A 17412-nucleotide genomic window follows, 5' to 3' on the forward strand; every position below is an offset into this window, starting at 1 on the left:
GTCATCATGCTAACGTCGGCGCCCTCACCCCTTGACCACCCCTTCACCCGGAGGGCCCCGTGCGCCTGCCCGCCACCTGCTCCCGGCCGCCCTGGCGTCCGCCCCGCTCACCGGATGCCTTTCGGGCACCTCCACCGAGGCCGGCGATGACGGCGGCCGCATCCGCGTCGCGATGATGCAGCCGCCCCGCTCGGGGCTGTCCCCGCTGTCCGACGACGCGTTCAAGCTGTCGCGCTGGTCGACCGCCGAGACGCTGGTCACGCTGGACGAGGACGGCGACGCGCGGCCCGCACTCGCCACCAAGTGGACGCAGTCCGGCCGGAGTTGGCGCTTCGAGATACGTGACGGCGTGACCTTCCACGACGGCACCCGGCTCACCGCCGAGGCCGTCGTCCGCTCCCTCACCCGGGCCGCGACCGCCTCCCCCAAGCCCCGCATCCTGGACGGCGTCGCCCTCACCGCGAAGGCCGCGGACGCCGACACCGTCGTCGTCACGACGGCCGACGAGGACCCACTCGTCCCGCAACGGCTCAGCTCGCCGCAGCTGTCGATCCTCGCCGCGAGGGCGTACACCGGGAAGACGGTGAACCCGCTCGGCGCGGGCACCGGCCCCTTCGAGCTCGTCTCCGTCGCCGGCACCTCCGCCGCCACCCTCGACCGTTACGACGACTACTGGGGCGGCAAGGCCAAGTCCCCCGGAATCGACGTGAAGTTCGTGCCCGACGGCACGGCCCGCGCGGCGGCGCTGCGCAGCGGGGAGGCCGACATCGTCGAGGCGGTCCCGGTCTCGCAGGCCGCGCTGCTCGACGAGGACCTGGTCACGGAGGTCCCGATGCCACGTACCAACACCCTGTACCTCAACACCGGGAAGGGCCCGTTCAAGGACGCCTCGCTGCGGGCCGCCGCCCGGGATGCGATCGACGCCGAGTCGATCGTGGAGGGCGTGTACGAGGGGCGGGCCGACGTCGCCGAGGGGCTGCTGGGGCCCGCGCCGCCGTGGGCGGCCGAGCTGCGTACGCCGGTCCGGCGTGCCAGGTCCGCCTCCCCCGCCGGGAAGACCGTCACGATCGGCACCTTCACCGACCGCGCCGAGCTCCCCGAGGTCGCGGCGGCGCTCCAACAGCAGCTCCAGCAGGCCGGGTTCAGGGTGCGGCTGGAGGTGCGCGAGTACGCCAACATCGAATCCGACGCGCTGGCGGGCGAGTTCGACGCGTTCGTCCTGTCCCGCGCGACGGTCCTCGACTCCGGCGACCCGGCCGCGTACCTCTACAGCGACTTCGCCTCCGAGGGCTCCTTCAACATCGCCCAACTCGCCGACCCCACGGTCGACAAGGCCCTGAAGCAGGCGGCCGGGACCCGCACCGGCGAGGCCCGCCGCAAGGCGGTCGTCGCGGCCGAGGCGGCGGTACTCGCCACCGACGCCGCCGTGCCGATGCTCCACGAGCGGGTGATCCAGGGCGACGCGAAGGGGGTCGTGGACGCGGCCCACGACCCGCGCGAGCGGCAGCTGGTCACGGCCGACACGTACGTCAAGTGAAGCCGCCCGAGGCGGGGTTGACCCGCGCACTCTCCCTCACGGCCTCCGGATTCACCCGCGCCCTCTCCCTCCTCGCCGTCCTCGCCGCCGTCGGTCTCCTCCCCTGGCTCTCCGGCCGGGACCCCGCCCTGACCGTCCTGCGCGCGCGGTCCGCCGAGCAGGAACCCACGCGGGAGGCCCTGGACGCCGTACGGCGTGATCTCGGGCTGGATGCCGGGCCCCTTTCCCTGCTGAGGAGTTGGGCCGGGGATCTGGTGCGCGGTGATCTGGGGGTCTCCTGGGTCTCGGGCGGCGATGTGCTGCCGTCCGTGGTGGCCGGGCTCCAGGTGTCGCTGGCGTTGATGGGCGCCGCGTTCGGAGTGGCCCTGGTGCTCGCGGGGGCGCTCGTCGCGCCCGTGCTGGTACGGGGGCGGAGGTCGGCCGGCGCCTCGGCCGCGATGCTGGCCGCCGTGCCCGAGTTCCTGCTGGCCACCGTGGGGTTGCTGGTGTGCGGGGTGTGGCTGCGGTGGCTGCCGACGTCCGGGTGGCAGGGTCCCGAGTACATGGTGCTGCCCGCGCTCGCCCTCGGCGTGCCCGCGGGCGGGCTGCTCGGGCGGCTGGTCGCGGACGCGCTGCCTGCCGTGCTCGACGAGCGGTGGGTGGAGCTGTGGCGGGGCGCGGGCGTGAACCGGACGCTCATCTCGGCGGCGGCGCTGCGGCGCGTACTGCCGCCGCTGGTACCGCAGTTCGGGATGGTGGCCGTCGGGCTGACGGGTGGCGCGGTCGCGGTGGAGACCGTGTTCGCCGTGCCGGGCATCGGCCGTACGGCGCTGGGCGCGGCGAAGTCGCAGGATCTGCCGCTGCTCCAGGGGGCGGTGCTGGCGCTGTTGCTGCTCGGGCTGGCCGTGGGCGCCACGGCGGCGTTCACACGACGTTGGCTGCTGGGTCCGGCCCTGCGTGACGCCGGCCTTTCACTGCCGCCCGTCCGACCACTCCGTTCACACCCCGCGATCGTGTTGACCCTGTTCACACTCCTCACCGTGACCGTCGGCTGGGGCCTGCTCCGCGACCCGTACGCCGTTCACACCGCGAACCGGCTCGCCGCCCCCTCCTGGTCCCACCCGCTCGGCACGGACGGCCTCGGCCGCGACGTCCTCGCCCGCCTCGGGCACGGCGCCGCCCCGACCGTCGGCACGGCAGCCGCCGTATGCCTGCTGAGCCTGCTCCTCGCTCTGGCGCTCGGCTTCCTGCCCGGCGTCGCGGCCGGCGCGGCGGACATCGCCAACGCCCTCCCTCCGGTGATCGTCGGTATCCTCGTCGCGGCGGCCGCGGGCCCCGGCACCGGCGGCGCGGCCCTCGCGGTCGCCCTGATCTCCTGGCCCCCGCTGGCGGCGCACGCGGCAGCACTCGTCCAGGAGGTACGGGCGTCCTCCTTCCTCCTGGCCCAACGGGCCATCGGCGCACCGCCGTCGTGGATCCTCACCCGGCACGTCCTCCCGTGCGTCGCCGCGCCCGTCGCCCGCCACGCCCTCCTACGCCTGCCCGGCATCGCCCTGGCCCTGGCCTCCCTCGGCTTCCTCGGCCTGGGCGCCCAGCCGCCCGCCCCCGAGTGGGGCCTCCTCCTCGACGAGTCCCGCGCCTACGTGGAACGCGCCCCGTGGGCCGCCCTCGCCCCGGCAACGGCCCTGGCCCTGCTGGCCGGTCTCGCGGTGACGGCATCGGCGTACGCGCGGGGCCGAACTCCTGGAAGGACACGCCACGTTGACGCCTGACTCCGCTGAACCGCTGCTCTCCGTACGCGATCTACGCATCGCCTTCGCCGGAATCGAAGCCGTACGCGGCCTCTCCTTCGACGTCCACCCCGGTGAAGTCCTCGCCCTCGTCGGCGAGTCGGGCGCGGGCAAGTCCCTCACGGCGCGGGCGCTGCTGGGGATGGTGCCGGGCGGCGCGAGGACGGGCGGGAGCGTGCGGCTGCGGCAGACACCGGGGTCGCCGCCTCTCGACCTCCTGACCGCCACGCCCGCCGAACTGCGGTCCGTCCGCGGCCGCCGCATCGCCCTCGTCCCCCAGGACGCCCTCTCCGCCCTCTCCCCCGTCCACCCCGTAGGCGCCCAACTGGCCGCCGCCATAAGGTCGGTGACCCGCCTCCCCCGCAAGGAAGCCAAGGCCCGCGCGATCGCCGCCCTCGACCGGGTCGGCATCCCGGACGCGGCCCGCAAGGCGCGCGCCCACCCCCACGAGTACTCCGGCGGCATGCGCCAACGCGCGGTCATCGCCATGGCCACCATCAACGAACCGGACATCCTGATCGCCGACGAGCCGACCACCGCCCTGGACGAGGAGCGCCGCGACCAGGTGCTGAAGGTCCTCGCCGAGCAGCGAGAGACGCTCGGCGCGGCGCTCGTGCTGGTCACCCACGACGTGGAAGCCGTACGGCGGCACGCGGACCGCGTGCTCGTGATGTATGCCGGACGCGAGGTCGAACTGGGCCCGGCGGCACGGCTATTGGGCCGACCGCTCGCCCCGTACACGGCCGGCCTGCTGGCGTCGCTGCCCCGCGAGGACCTCCCCCGCCGACGCCGCCTGCCGACCCTCCCCGGCACCCCGCCCGTCCCGACCGCACTCCCCCCGGGCTGCGCCTTCGCCCCGCGCTGCCCGCTCGCCACGGAGTTCTGCCACCGCGAGATGCCCGAGCCGTGGACGACCGAGGGGCGTCGCGTGTCCTGCCACCGCTGGGACGAAGTGCCTCGCCTGGCAGCCGAGTTGTTCAAGGGGCCGGCATGAACTCGCTGCTCGACGTCCGCGATCTGGTCGTCCGCCACGGCTCCGTGACCGCCGTGGACCACGTGTCCTTCACCCTCGCCCCCGGCGAGACCCTCGCCCTCAACGGCCCGAGCGGCTGCGGCAAGTCGTCGACCGCGCTGGCGGTGCTGCAGCTCCGCCGCCCGGATGCGGGCGAAGTGCACTTCGAGGGCCGGGAGTTGACGAGCCTCCCGGAGCGCGAACTCCGCCCCCTGCGCCGCCGTATGCAATACGTCTTCCAGGACCCGTACGGCTCACTCAGCCCCCGCCACCGCATCCGCGACGCCGTGGCGGAGCCCCTGAAGGTGCAGGGCCGCTGGGACAGGGCCGAAGGCCCGGCCCGCGTCGCCGAGCTCCTCGACCGCGTCGGCCTGGACCCGTCGTACGGCGACCGCCGCCCGTACGAACTCTCCGGCGGACAGTGTCAACGCGCCGGAATCGCAAGGGCGTTGGCTTCCAAGCCGCGTCTGCTCGTCCTCGACGAACCGGTGTCGGCGCTGGACCCGTCCGTGCGGGCCGGCGTCCTGAACCTGCTCGCCGACCTCCAGGACGACCTCGGCCTCGGATATCTGTTCATCTGTCATGACCGGGCGGTCGTACGGCATTTCGCGGACCGGGTGCTGGAGATGCGGGAGGGGCGGATCAGCCCTCCCCGACTCCCCCGATCACCCGGCGCAGGCCCTCGGTGAGCTGTTCGGCGCTCGTCGCCGAGTCCGGGTCGAAGAGCCACTGCACCACGAGGCCGTTGAGGAGTGTCTGGTAGAAGCGGCCCTCGGTGTCGACGGTCTCCTTGTCGAGCTCGTCCTCCGGGACGCCGTTGAACATCGGCACGATCCCCGAACGGCCCTGCTCCTGCGCCTCGGCCAGCAGCGTGCGCACCTCCTGGAGCCGCTCCCCGTTGACGATGATCTCCAGACTCAGCATCCAGACGGCCCGGGACTCGGGCAGCGAGCGGATGATGCTCGCCCACACCTCCTGGAAACGCTCCAGCGACCCGGCGGGCGCGCTCACGTCACCCGCACCCCAGCCGGGGTCGAAACTGTCGCCGAGCCCCTCGATCAACGAGACGTACGCCTGCACCAGCAGCGCGTCCTTCGACCCGTAGTGGTAGCCGATGGACGCCAGGTTCGTCCCCGACTCCTTCACGATGTCGCGCGCGGTGGTGCGCACGAACCCCTTCTCCAGCAGGCAGCGCTTGGCGCCTTCGAGCAGATCCTCGCGGTGTCCCATGCCCGACACCCTACTCCGGATCCATACAGCCGTCCTATACGCATGACTTATACAATCGTTCTAGACAAGCGTTTAAGACGCCCGTACATTCAAAGTCATGACGAACTCGACGAACTCGATGGACTCGATGGACTCGACGAGCACCACCACAACCCCGGCCGGCGCGCTCGCCGGCCGCCGCGAATGGACCGCACTGGGCGTGCTGATGCTCCCGCTGCTGCTGGTCTCGATGGACGTCTCGGTCCTCTACTTCGCGATCCCCGCGATCAGCGCGGACCTGGAGCCGACCGGCACCCAGCAGCTGTGGATCTTCGACATCTACGCCTTCGTCCTGGCCGGCCTGCTGATGACGATGGGCTCGCTGGGCGACCGCATAGGCCGCCGCAAGCTGCTCCTGATCGGCGCGGCCGCCTTCGGTGCCGCCTCCCTGACCGCGGCCTACGCGAACAGCGCCGAGACCCTGATCGCGGCCCGCGCGATCCTCGGCATCGGCGGCGCGACCCTGATGCCGTCGACGATGGCGCTGATCCGCACGATGTTCACCGACCCCGGCCAGCGCGCGAAGGCGATCGGGCTGTGGTCCGGCGTGATGACGGCGGGCGTCGCGCTCGGCTCGGTGATGAGCGGTGTCCTGGTCCAGTACTTCTGGTGGGGCTCGGTCTTCCTGGTCAACCTGCCGGCGATGGCCCTGCTGCTGGTCCTCGGCCCGTTCCTGCTCCCGGAGTCGAAGGACCCCAACCCCGGCCGCTTCGACTGGCTGAGCGTCCCGCTGTCGATGGCCGCCGTACTCCCCGTCATCTACGGCCTGAAGGAGATCCCCTCCGAGGGCTGGCACGCGCAGTACGTCGTCTCGGTCACCGTCGGTCTGCTCTTCGCCGCGGCCTTCGTCCACCGCCAGCGCACCGCGGCCTCCCCGATGATCTCCCCGGCCCTGTTCCGCGGCCGCGGCTTCGCTCCTTCGGTCGCGCTCAACCTGGTCGCCACGTTCGGCATGATGGGCTCGGCGTTCTTCACCACGCAGTACCTGCAGTCGGTGCTCGACAAGAGCGCGATGGAGGCGGCCCTGTGGGCGCTGCTCCCCTCGGTGCCGATCGGCATGGCGGCCCCGCTGGCGACAGCCCTGGTCCAGAAGGGCGTCAACCGCGCCTACGTCGTCACCGCGGGCTTCGTGACCGCCGCGACGGGCTACGCGCTGCTGGCCCTCGCCGGAACGGACTCCCTCTGGCTGGTCCTGGCCGCGTGCGGCGTCCTCGCCTCCGGCATCGTGATGGTCATCTCGCAGATCACCGACCTGGCGATGAGCAACGCGCCGGTGGAACGGGCGGGCTCGGCATCCTCACTGATGGAGACGGGCTCGGAGTTCGGCGGCGCCCTGGGGATGGCGGTGCTCGGCTCCATCGGTACGGCGATCTACCGGAACGAGATCCCGGGTACGGCTCCGGCACCGGCCCACGAGACGCTGGGCGGGGCGCTGGCGGTGGCCGGGCAGTTGCCGGGGCGCACGGGAGACGCTCTGGCGGTGGCGGCCCGGGAGGCGTTCACGAGCGGGATGCAGGGGGCGGCGATCGCGGGGGCGGTGATTCTGGCGGGGGCGGCGGTGGTCGCGGCGAGGGCGCTGCGCGGGATTCACGTGGGCGACAAGTAGGGGGACATGTGAACGCCGGACGGGCACTCGGCCCGTCCGGCGTTCACATGTCAGTTTTCTCGCTCACCCTTCAGCCAACCGAGTCGGGCGTGGGTGGGCAAAGGTTCCGGGGGTCTGGGGGCGGAGCCCCCAGGAGCCGGCGCCTCAGACCAGGTTCACCGAGCGGGCGAACGTCGCCCCGATCTCCGCCTCGACCTCGGCCAGCACCCCGGAGGGCACCGTGTCGTCCACCGTCAGCACCGCCAGCGCCTCACCGCCGGCCACCGCACGCGACACCTGCATGCCGGCGATGTTGATGCTCGCCTCGCCGAAGATGCGGCCCACCGTGCCGACGACACCCGGACGGTCCTCGTACCGCAGCACCACCATGTGGTCGGCGAGCGCGAGGTCGACGTCGTACTCGCCGACCGCGACGATCTTCTGCAGGTGCTTCGGGCCGGCCAGCGTGCCGGAGACCGAGACCTCCTCGCCGCTGCCGAGCGTGCCGCGCACCGTGACGACATTGCGGTGGTCGGCCGACTCCGAGCTCGTGGTCAGCCGCACCTCGACGCCGCGCTCCTGCGCGAACAGCGGGGCGTTGACGTACGACACCGTCTCGTCGACGACGTCCTCGAAGACACCCTTGAGGGCGGACAGTTCCAGCACCTTCACGTCGTGCTGGGTGATCTCGCCGTACACCTCGACGTCGAGGCGGACCGCGACCTCGCCGGCGAGCGCGGTGAAGATGCGGCCGAGGCGCTCGGCGAGGGGCAGGCCCGGCTTGACGTCCTCGGCGATGACGCCGCCCTGGACGTTCACCGCGTCGGGCACGAGCTCACCGGCGAGGGCGAGGCGCACGGAGCGGGCGACGGCGATACCGGCCTTCTCCTGCGCCTCGTCCGTCGAAGCACCGAGGTGCGGGGTGGCGACGACCTGGTCGAACTCGAAGAGCGGGGAGTCCGTGCAGGGCTCCTTCGCGTACACGTCGAGACCGGCGCCGGCGACCCGGCCCTCCTTCAGCGCCGAGTACAGCGCCTCCTCGTCGACGATCCCGCCGCGCGCGGCGTTGACGATGCGCACGCTCGGCTTGACCTTGCGCAGCGCCTCGTCGCCGATCAGGCCGATGGTCTCGGGGGTCTTCGGGAGGTGGACGGTGATGAAGTCGGAGACCTCAAGGAGTTCGTCCAGCGACAGGACCTTGACGCCCATCTGCGCGGCGCGCGCGGGCTGGATGTAGGGGTCGTAGGCGACGACCTTCATCCCGAAGGCGGACATGCGCTGGGCGACCAGCGCGCCGATGCGGCCGAGGCCGACGACACCGAGGGTCTTCTCGGCGAGCTCCACGCCCGTGTACTTGCTGCGCTTCCACTCGCCGTTCTTCAGCGCGGCGTTGGCCTGCGGGATGTGGCGGGCGGTGGCGACGAGGAGACCGCAGGCAAGCTCGGCGGCGGTCACGATGTTCGAGGTGGGGGCGTTGACGACCATCACGCCGGCCTTGGTGGCGGCGGAGACGTCGACGTTGTCCAGGCCGACGCCGGCTCGTGCGACGACCTTCAGCTTGTTCGCGGCGGCGATCGCCTCGGCGTCGACCTTGGTGGCCGAGCGGATCAGGATGGCGTCGACGTCGGCGATGGCCGGGAGCAGTTCGGCTCGGTCCGCTCCGTTGCAGTGCCGGATCTCGAAGTCCGGGCCGAGCGCGTCCACGGTCGCGGGCGACAGCTCTTCAGCGATGAGTACGACAGGTTTCGAGCTCACGTGAGTCCTCACAAGTCCAATGCATGCGGACGGCCGTCCCGACGGCCGCAGGCGGTGGAGGGGTGTCGCGACCCGGTGGGCCGCTTGAGCCGCGTGGAAGACGCACGACGCTGTGGGCCTGACGCGTATGTAGTACGGCAGTGTAGTGGCGCCGGAGAGGTCGTCCCGTGCCTCTTTGGAAGGATCACCCGGACGAGAAGCGCCATTTTGTAGCCCCTCCGGCGATTGAGGAGCGGGGTCCGGGGCAGAGCCCCGCGACGGCGCCACCAGCTCACGGCACCGTCGCGGAGCGCTCGGCTTACGCCTCCTCGTCCACCCAGGACATCAGCTTGCGCAGCTGCTTGCCCGTGGTCTCCAGCAGGGACTCGGCGTCCTGCTGCTTGTACTCGTTGTACTTCTTCAGGCCGCCGTGGTACTCGGCCATCCACTCGCGCGCGAAGGTGCCGTCCTGGATCTCGGCGAGGACCTTCTTCATCTCGGCCTTGGTGGCGTCCGTGATGATCCGCGGGCCGGTGACGTAGTCGCCCCACTCGGCGGTCTCGGAGACGGACCAGCGCATCTTCTCCAGGCCGCCCTCGTACATGAGGTCGACGATCAGCTTCAGCTCGTGGAGGCACTCGAAGTAGGCGATCTCCGGCTGGTAGCCCGCCTCGACCAGGGTCTCGAAGCCGGCCTTGACCAGGGCGGAGGTGCCACCGCACAGGACGGCCTGCTCGCCGAAGAGGTCGGTCTCGGTCTCCTCGGTGAAGGTCGTCTTGATGACGCCGGCGCGGGTGCCGCCGATGCCCTTGGCGTAGGACAGGGCGAGCGCGAAGCCGTTGCCGGTCGCGTCCTGCTCGACGGCCACGATGCACGGAACGCCGCGGCCCTCCTCGTACTGGCGGCGCACCAGGTGGCCCGGGCCCTTGGGGGCGACCATGCAGACGTCGACGCCGGCCGGGGGCTTGATGAAGTCGAAGCGGATGTTCAGGCCGTGGCCGAAGAACAGCGCGTCGCCGTCCTTCAGGTTCGGGGCGATGGACTCCTCGTAGACCTGGGCCTGGATCGGGTCCGGGACGAGGATCATGATGACGTCGGCCTCGGCGGCGGCCTCGGCCGGGGTCACCACGCGCAGGCCCTGCTCCTCGGCCTTCGCCTTGGACTTGGAGCCCTCGTGCAGACCGACGCGGACGTCGACACCCGAGTCGCGGAGCGACAGCGCGTGGGCGTGGCCCTGGCTGCCGTAACCGATGACCGCGACCTTGCGGCCCTGGATGATGGACAGGTCGGCGTCGGCGTCGTAGAACAGCTCGGCCACTTTGGGTTCTCTCCTTGAGTGCAGGTGTTGCGTCCCACCGTATGACGGCGGTCGGAAGTGAAGTCTCGGGGTCTCGGTATACGGGCGGCCGAAACCGCCCGTACACCACTACAGCTTTACGCGCTGCGGTCGAGGGCGCGCAGCGAGCGGTCGGTGATCGAGCGGGCGCCGCGGCCGATCGCGATGGTGCCGGACTGGACCAGCTCCTTGATGCCGTACGGCTCCAGCATCTTGAGCATGGCGGACAGCTTGTCGCTGGAGCCGGTGGCCTCGATCGTCACGGCCTCCGGGGAGACGTCCACGGTCTTGGCGCGGAACAGCTGGACGATCTCGACGATCTGGGAGCGCGTCTCGTTGTCGGCCTTGACCTTCACCAGAACGAGTTCACGGTGGACGGCCTGGGCCGGCTCCAGCTCGACGATCTTCAGCACCTCGACGAGCTTGTTGAGCTGCTTGGTGACCTGCTCCAGCGGCAGCGCGTCGACGCTCACCACGATCGTGATGCGGGAGATGTCGGCGTGCTCGGTCACCCCGACGGCGAGCGAGTCGATGTTGAAGCCGCGGCGGGAGAAGAGGGCCGCGATCCGGGCGAGGATGCCCGGCTTGTTCTCCACCAGGACGGAGAGCGTGTGCTTGGACATGATCTTTTACGTCTCTCTCGCTCAGTCGTCTTCGTTGTCGCCGAAGTCGGGGCGGACGTCCCGGGCGGCCAGGATCTCGTCGTTGGAGGTGCCGGCGGCGACCATCGGCCACACCATCGCGTCCTCGTGGACGATGAAGTCGACGACGACGGGCCGGTCGTTGATGGAGTTCGCCTCTTCGATGACCTTGTCGAGGTCGTCCGGGGACTCGCAGCGGATCGCGTGGCAGCCCATGGCCTCCGACAGCTTCACGAAGTCGGGGACGCGGGTGCCGCGGGCGTCCGGGTTGAGGTCCTCGGGCCCGGAGTGCAGCACGGTGTTGGAGTACCGCTGGTTGTAGAAGAGGGTCTGCCACTGGCGGACCATCCCGAGGGCGCCGTTGTTGATGATGGCGACCTTGATCGGGATGTTGTTCAGGGCGCAGGTGGTGAGCTCCTGGTTGGTCATCTGGAAGCAGCCGTCGCCGTCGATCGCCCAGACCGTCTGGTCCGGGGCGCCGGCCTTGGCGCCCATCGCGGCCGGGACCGCGTAGCCCATCGTCCCGGCGCCGCCGGAGTTCAGCCAGGTCGCGGGCTTCTCGTACTGGACGAAGTGCGCGGCCCACATCTGGTGCTGGCCGACGCCCGCGGCGAAGATCGTGCCCTCGGGCGCGAGCTGTCCGATGCGCTCGATGACCTGCTGCGGGGAGAGGGTGCCGTCCTCGGGCAGGTCGTAGCCGAGCGGGTAGGTGTCGCGCCAGCGGGACAGGTCCTTCCACCAGGCGCTGTAGTCGCCCTGGTTGCCCTCGCTGTGCTCCTTCTGCACGGCCTGGATCAGGTCGGCGATGACCTCGCGGGCGTCACCGACGATCGGCACGTCCGCGGCGCGGTTCTTGCCGATCTCCGCGGGGTCGATGTCGGCGTGGACGATCTTGGCGTACGGGGCGAAGCTGTCCAGCTTGCCGGTGACGCGGTCGTCGAAGCGGGCGCCGAGGGCGACGATCAGGTCGGCCTTCTGCAGCGCGGTGACGGCGGTGACCGCACCGTGCATGCCCGGCATTCCCACGTGCAGCGGGTGGCTGTCGGGGAACGCGCCGAGCGCCATCAGGGTGGTGGTGACGGGCGCTCCGGTGAGCTCGGCGAGGACCTTCAGCTCGGCGGTGGCCTGTGCCTTGATGACACCGCCGCCGACGTAGAGGACCGGCCGCTTGGCGGCGGTGATGAGCTTGGCTGCCTCGCGGATCTGCTTGGCGTGCGGCTTGGTCACCGGGCGGTAGCCGGGCAGGTCCATGACCGGGGGCCACTGGAAGACGGTCTTCGCCTGGAGGGCGTCCTTGGCGATGTCGACCAGGACCGGGCCGGGCCGGCCGGTGGAGGCGATGTGGAAGGCCTGCGCGATGATCCGCGGGATGTCCTCGGCCTTGGTGACCAGGAAGTTGTGCTTGGTGATCGGCATGGTGATGCCGACGATGTCCGCCTCCTGGAAGGCGTCCGTGCCGATCGCCTTGGAGGCCACCTGCCCGGTGATCGCCACGAGCGGCACCGAGTCCATGTGGGCGTCCGCGATCGGCGTGACCAGGTTGGTCGCGCCCGGGCCCGAGGTGGCCATGCAGACACCGACCTTGCCGGTGGCCTGCGCGTAGCCGGTGGCCGCGTGGCCGGCGCCCTGCTCGTGCCGGACCAGGACGTGGCGCACCCGGGTCGAGTCCATCAGGGGGTCGTACGCGGGAAGGATCGCACCGCCGGGGATGCCGAATACGGTGTCGGCCCCGACCTCCTCGAGAGAGCGGATGAGGGACTGCGCACCCGTGACGTGCTCGGGGGCGGACTGCTGTCCTCCGGATCGGGGCCGCGGCTGCGGATGGTGGGCCCCGGTGGCCTGCTCGGTCATCGTCAGTCTCTTCTCGATGCTGAGGGTTTTTGCGAGGTTTGTGCGGGGTTCTGTTGCCGTTCGGCGGGTGCCTGTGCAACAAAAAACCCCTCGTGCCGTAAGGCAAGCGAGGGGAGCGCGCCGGGAGTGGTCGCTGGGAGTTCCGGGTCCGTCCGGACGTCACCAGCTTCAGCCGACGCGCTTTCCAAGTACGAGAATTCGGGTGCGCATGGCACTGACCCTCCCCCCGACGCGCACCACGTGTCAAGTGGGTGGGACGGGAGTCTCATTATGTGAGCGCAGTCCAGTTCCGCCTCCCAGGACGGCCGGTACACCTCCTGTGTACACCGACGAGCCGCCGCCCGCGAACGCGGGCTCGATCGGGCCGTGCGGCACCGGATAACGGCCGGATCCGAGCGCCCGCCGCAGCCGGTACTCGTCCAGCGGCGCGGAGAACGCCATGCCCTGCCCGTGGGTGCAGCCCATCGCGCGCAGCGCCACGACCTGCTCGGGCAGGTCCACGCCGTCGGCCACGGACTGCAGCCCGAGGTCGCTCGCGATCCGCAGCAGCCCGCTGGTGATCTTGTGCAGCCGCGCGGACTCGACGACGCCCTCGACCAGACTGCGGTCGAGTTTCAGCACGTCGACGGGGAGTCTGCGCAGCGCGGTGATCGCCGCATACCCGCTGCCGAAGCCGTCCAGAGCGATGCGCACACCGAGCCTGCGCAGGGCGCCGAGTCTGCGCTCCAGCTCGTCCAGGGGGACCTTCGGATCGGTGTCGGACAACTCGATCAGCAGCGCCCCGGACGGCAGCCCGTGCCGGGTCAGCAGCGCCTCGACCGAGCCGAGCGGCATCGACCGGTCGAGCAGCCGACGGGCGCTCATCCGCACCGCCACGGGCACGGCGAGCCCCGTCGCGGTCCGCTCGGCGGCCTGCTCCACGGCCTCCTCCAGGATCCAGCGGCCCAGCTCCTGCGTCTTGTCGCTGTCCTCGGCGACCCGCAGGAACTCGGCAGGGGTGAACAGCACCCCCTGCGAGGACCGCCAGCGCGCCTGCGCCTCGACCGACGTGATCCGGCCGTCCTCCAGACAGACCACGGGCTGGTGCAGCAGCGCGAACTCGCCGTCGTGCAGTGCGGCCCGCAGCCGCGTGGCCAGCTCCGCCTTCCGTACGACGTCCTGCTGCATCTGTGGGGCGTACAGCTCGACGCGGCCCTTGCCGCCCGCCTTGGCGCGGTACATGGCGAGGTCGGCGTTGCGCAGCAACTCGCCCGCCCCGAGGCCCTGTTCGGCGAAGGCGACGCCGATGGACGCGGCGACGCGGACATCGTTGCCGTCGATGAGGTACGGCTGCGAGAGCGTGATCCTGAGGCGGTCGGCGAGCTCCAGGATGTGCCGTTCGCGTGCGGAGCGGTCACGGGTGCCGTCCCCGACGATCAGGGCCGCGAACTCGTCGCCGCCCAGCCGGGACGCGGTGTCGCCCTGCCGGACCGCGTCCTGGAGTCTGCGGGCGGCCTGGACGAGCAGCTCGTCCCCGGCCTGGTGCCCGATCGTGTCGTTGACGGCCTTGAAGCCGTCGAGGTCGATGAAGAGGACGGCCGTACCGCGCAGGGACACCCGGTCGGCGGCCCGGCGGCCGGACAGGGCCTGCTGGACGCGCTGGGTGAACAGAGCGCGGTTGGGCAGGTCGGTGAGCGGGTCGTGCTCGGCGTTGTGCTGCAACTGCGCCTGCAGCCGCACCCGTTCGGTCACGTCCCGGCTGTTGAAGATGAGGCCGCCGTGGTGGCGGTTGACGGTGGACTCGACGTTGAGCCAGCCTCCGCCGCCGGACCGGAAGCGGCATTCGATGCGGGTGGTGGGTTCTTCCTGGGGGCTGGCGGCGAGGAAGCGGCGCACCTCGTGCACCACGCAGCCCAGGTCCTCCGGGTGGATGAGATTGGCCAGTTCGGTGCCCACCAGCTCCTCGGCGGGCCGTCCGTAGACCCCGGCGGCGGCCGGGGAGACGTACCGGAGGATGCCGTTGGGCGCGGCGATCATGATGACGTCGCTGGAGCCCTGCACCAGGGAGCGGAAGTGGTTCTCCTTCTGCGCCAGTTCCTGGGTGAGGGTGATGTTGTCGAGCAGCATGATGCCCTGGCGGACCACGAGGGCGAGCACGACGGTGCCGCCGGTGATCAGCACGACGCGGTCGACGCTGCGGCCGTTGAGGACGTTGTAGAGGATCCCCAGGGTGCAGACGGCGGCGGCGAGGTAGGGCGTGAGCGCGGCCAGGGAGCCCGCGATGGGCCGGGCGGACGGGTAGCGGCCGGGCTCGCCTCCGGGTGCGGGGGTGTGGTGCTGGTGGCCGCCGCCGCGCTGGCCGGGCACGTGCTCGTGCACCACGCGCGTGTGCCCTTCGGCGTCCTGCACGCCCGCGTGCCGGGACGTGGACCAGGGCGCGTACGCGAGGAGCAGCGAACCGGCGAACCAGCCCGCGTCCAGCAACTGGCCCGAGTGGTACCTGTTGTGGAGCATGGGCAGGCTGAACAGGGCGTCGCACATGACCGTCAGCGCGAGGGCGCCGATGGCGGTGTTGACGGCCGCGCGGTTGGCCACCGAGCGCCTGAAGTGCAGCGCCAGCACCACGCTGACCAGGGCGATGTCCAGCAGCGGGTAGGCCAGCAGCAGCGCGGTGTGCGCGACGCTCGTCCCGTCGGTCTCGGCCGTCTTGGCGAGGGCGAGGCTCCAGGAGATCGTCAGCAGGGAGCCGCCGATCAGCCAGGCGTCCAGGACCAGGCAGACCCAACCGGCCTTGGTCACCGGCCGCTTGGCCAGCACCAGGAGCCCCACGATCGCGGAGGGCGCGAAGCACAGGAAGAAGAGGTCGGCGTAGCTGGGCGAGGGGACGTCCTCGACCAGGACGACCTCGTACCACCCCCATACCGCGTTGCCGAGGGCCACCATCGCCGAGGAGAGGGCGAAGAGCAGCCAGGCGGATCGAAAGCGGACGCAGTGCTTGCGGGCGTAGAGGAAACAGGACACGGCTGCGGCGCCCGCGGCGGCGCTCAGCCCGAAGTCGCCCATGATGTCGGCGAGTTCCTCCGAACCCCAGCCGAGCGCGGAACCGACGGCGTATCCCGCGCAGACCAGGGCCAGGAGGAGTTGATGGACCAGGCTCCTGCCGCCGCCGGCGACCGGCGGACGGGACAGCAGCGCCCCTGTCGAAGGCTGTGCCCGCAGCGCTCCGTCCAGGGTGGTCGTGGCAGGCGGCGGCGAGCTCACCGGGCCCTCCAGGTCCGCGTCGCTCCCGGGTCCCTCGGGTCCCGGTGCGCTGGATCGGCATGCCTCCTGCGGCTGCCGTGCCTGCAGTGGTGATGGCTGTGCCGGCAGCCGTGGCCGCCGTGATGACCGCGTCTGCGCGCGGGTGAACGCCAGGGTCGCCGTCGGCGGCCCCGCCGCGTCGGATCGTTCGTCCATAGGCCGTGCATCGCCCGTCGCCCCCCTCACAGTCTGAAATGTCCATCCCCGGCGCCGAACGGTGCGCGGCGCAGCCCCTGTCGGGACGATACACCAGTCTCGTCACTCAGGGACATAGTTCCTCTACGCTCCGTGACGGCCAGCGGGGATACGGACACGCAATGCGCCCGGAAGGTTGCGGAGGGTACCGGAAACGGATTGCGCGCCTGTTACGCCCGTCCCGCGGATCGCGCGCCGGACGCTCAACTCATCGGTGTCACGCGCTGTTTGCGCCTGTCGTCAGGATCACGTTTCCGAGGGGCTCCCGGTTCACGAAACGTGTCAGCTGGTTCACAAGGAGTCGCTTCGCGCGCGGCAGAAAGGCGGATGTGGGTCCGCCCACATGGGGGCTGATGAGCACGCCGGGTGCTCGCCACAGGGGGTGTTCGCGGGGCAGGGGTTCGGGGTCGGTGACGTCGAGGGCGGCGGTGATGCGGCCGCTCTCCAGTTCGGCGAGCAGCGCCTTGGTGTCGACGACGGGGCCGCGGGAGACGTTCACCAGGAGCGCGCCGTCCTTCATGCGGGCGAGGAAGTCGGCGCCGGCGAGACCTCGGGTGGACTCGGTGAGGGGCGTGATCAGGACGACGACGTCCGCCTCGGGGAGCAGCGCGGGCAGGTCGGTGAGCGGGTGCACGGGGCCGCGCGCCGTGGTGCGCCCGGAGCGCGCGACGCGCGCCACCCGCGCGACCTCGAAGGGCACGAGCCGGTCCTCGATCGCGGATCCGATCGAGCCGTACCCCACGATGAGCACGTTCTTGTCGGCGAGCGCGGGCCGGAACCCGCCGAGCCACTCCCCGCGCTCCTGCGCCCGCACGAAGTCGGGCACACCGCGCAGCGAGGCGAGGATCAGCGTGAGCGCGAGCTCGGCGGTGCTCGCCTCGTGCACCCCACGCGCGTTGCACACCTGAACGCCCGGTCGCAGGTCGGAAAGGTTCGGCAGCAGAGCGTCGATCCCGGCGGACAGCGTCTGGACGGCCTGTACGGAACTCAGCCGCGCCAGGGGGCGTACGGCGACCTCCGCGGGCTTCATGTAGGGGACGACGTAGTAGACGCAGTCGGCGGGGTCGGCGGGGTACTCGTCCCCACCGTCCCAGAAGCGGTACCGCGGGCCCTCGGGAAGCCCCTCGATCTCCTCGGCCGGGATGGGAAGCCACACGTCAGCAGTCATGACAGGAGGCTATGTCAGGTCCGTGCGGGCGTAGAG

Annotated in this window: 12 protein-coding genes; 5 read left to right on the plus strand and 7 right to left on the minus strand. The window is 71.3% G+C overall.

The window, feature by feature from the left end:
- Positions 1–31: 31 nt before the first annotated feature.
- From ABZ848_RS36065 to ABZ848_RS36080, 4 genes are read left to right on the plus strand one after another with little or no spacing between them, the layout of a single operon-like run.
- On the plus strand, positions 32–1537 hold the full coding sequence (locus tag ABZ848_RS36065) for an ABC transporter substrate-binding protein (RefSeq protein WP_360838795.1): 1506 nt from the start codon (positions 32–34) through the stop codon (positions 1535–1537).
- A complete protein-coding gene (locus ABZ848_RS36070; RefSeq protein WP_360838797.1) occupies positions 1534–3288 on the plus strand; it encodes an ABC transporter permease subunit in 1755 nt (584 codons plus the stop codon). The genes ABZ848_RS36065 and ABZ848_RS36070 overlap by 4 nt, the downstream gene beginning before the upstream one ends.
- Positions 3278–4300, plus strand: coding sequence for an ABC transporter ATP-binding protein (locus ABZ848_RS36075; RefSeq protein WP_360838799.1), 1023 nt, complete (start codon positions 3278–3280; stop codon positions 4298–4300). Before ABZ848_RS36070 ends, ABZ848_RS36075 begins: the two co-directional genes overlap by 11 nt.
- Positions 4297–5007: a dipeptide/oligopeptide/nickel ABC transporter ATP-binding protein gene (locus ABZ848_RS36080; protein ID WP_360838800.1), complete on the plus strand. Its 711-nt coding sequence runs from the start codon at positions 4297–4299 to the stop codon at positions 5005–5007. The genes ABZ848_RS36075 and ABZ848_RS36080 overlap by 4 nt, the downstream gene beginning before the upstream one ends.
- On the opposite strand, the gene ABZ848_RS36085 is transcribed toward ABZ848_RS36080, so the two are convergent.
- Complete coding sequence (locus tag ABZ848_RS36085; protein ID WP_360838802.1) at positions 4961–5548, minus strand: TetR/AcrR family transcriptional regulator; 588 nt, start codon at positions 5546–5548, stop codon at positions 4961–4963. The two genes, ABZ848_RS36080 and ABZ848_RS36085, sit on opposite strands and share 47 nt — an antisense overlap.
- Before the next feature lie 97 nt (positions 5549–5645).
- On the opposite strand from ABZ848_RS36085, the gene ABZ848_RS36090 reads away from it, so the two are divergent.
- Positions 5646–7193: an MFS transporter gene (locus ABZ848_RS36090; protein WP_360838803.1), complete on the plus strand. Its 1548-nt coding sequence runs from the start codon at positions 5646–5648 to the stop codon at positions 7191–7193.
- Positions 7194–7337: 144 nt separating this feature from the next.
- Here the strand turns inward: ABZ848_RS36090 and serA are convergent, their stop codons facing one another.
- The 6 genes from serA to ABZ848_RS36120 all read right to left on the minus strand — a co-directional run bounded on the left by serA (position 7338) and on the right by ABZ848_RS36120 (position 17376).
- Positions 7338–8927 carry a phosphoglycerate dehydrogenase gene (serA, locus tag ABZ848_RS36095; protein WP_360838805.1) on the minus strand — a complete coding sequence of 530 codons (1590 nt, stop codon included), beginning with the start codon at positions 8925–8927 and terminating at the stop codon, positions 7338–7340.
- 298 nt (positions 8928–9225) lie between these two features.
- Positions 9226–10224 carry a ketol-acid reductoisomerase gene (gene ilvC / locus ABZ848_RS36100; RefSeq protein ID WP_360838806.1) on the minus strand — a complete coding sequence of 333 codons (999 nt, stop codon included), beginning with the start codon at positions 10222–10224 and terminating at the stop codon, positions 9226–9228.
- Positions 10225–10340: 116 nt separating this feature from the next.
- Positions 10341–10865, minus strand: a complete 525-nt coding sequence (gene ilvN / locus ABZ848_RS36105; protein WP_242766471.1) for an acetolactate synthase small subunit — start codon at positions 10863–10865, stop codon at positions 10341–10343.
- A gap of 21 nt (positions 10866–10886) precedes the next feature.
- Positions 10887–12734, minus strand: coding sequence for an acetolactate synthase large subunit (locus ABZ848_RS36110; protein WP_360838808.1), 1848 nt, complete (start codon positions 12732–12734; stop codon positions 10887–10889).
- A 243-nt stretch (positions 12735–12977) separates the two neighbouring features.
- Positions 12978–15974 carry an EAL domain-containing protein gene (locus tag ABZ848_RS36115; protein WP_360838810.1) on the minus strand — a complete coding sequence of 999 codons (2997 nt, stop codon included), beginning with the start codon at positions 15972–15974 and terminating at the stop codon, positions 12978–12980.
- A 451-nt stretch (positions 15975–16425) separates the two neighbouring features.
- Entirely contained in the window at positions 16426–17376 is a 951-nt protein-coding gene (locus ABZ848_RS36120; RefSeq protein ID WP_360838812.1) for a 2-hydroxyacid dehydrogenase, read from the minus strand.
- Positions 17377–17412 lie beyond the last annotated feature (36 nt).

The organism is Streptomyces sp. NPDC047081, assembly GCF_040643775.1.
GTDB lineage: Bacteria > Actinomycetota > Actinomycetes > Streptomycetales > Streptomycetaceae > Streptomyces.

Bases quoted from the DNA above. Each gene is read 5' to 3' on its own strand.
- ilvN (WP_242766471.1), bottom strand. From the start codon at position 10,865: ATGTCCAAGCACACGCTCTCCGTCCTGGTGGAGAACAAGCCGGGCATC.
- ABZ848_RS36085 (WP_360838802.1), bottom strand. From the start codon at position 5,548: ATGGGACACCGCGAGGATCTGCTCGAAGGCGCCAAGCGCTGCCTGCTG.
- ABZ848_RS36080 (WP_360838800.1), top strand. From the start codon at position 4,297: ATGAACTCGCTGCTCGACGTCCGCGATCTGGTCGTCCGCCACGGCTCC.
- ABZ848_RS36110 (WP_360838808.1), bottom strand. From the start codon at position 12,734: ATGACCGAGCAGGCCACCGGGGCCCACCATCCGCAGCCGCGGCCCCGA.
- ABZ848_RS36090 (WP_360838803.1), top strand. From the start codon at position 5,646: ATGACGAACTCGACGAACTCGATGGACTCGATGGACTCGACGAGCACC.
- ABZ848_RS36120 (WP_360838812.1), bottom strand. From the start codon at position 17,376: ATGACTGCTGACGTGTGGCTTCCCATCCCGGCCGAGGAGATCGAGGGG.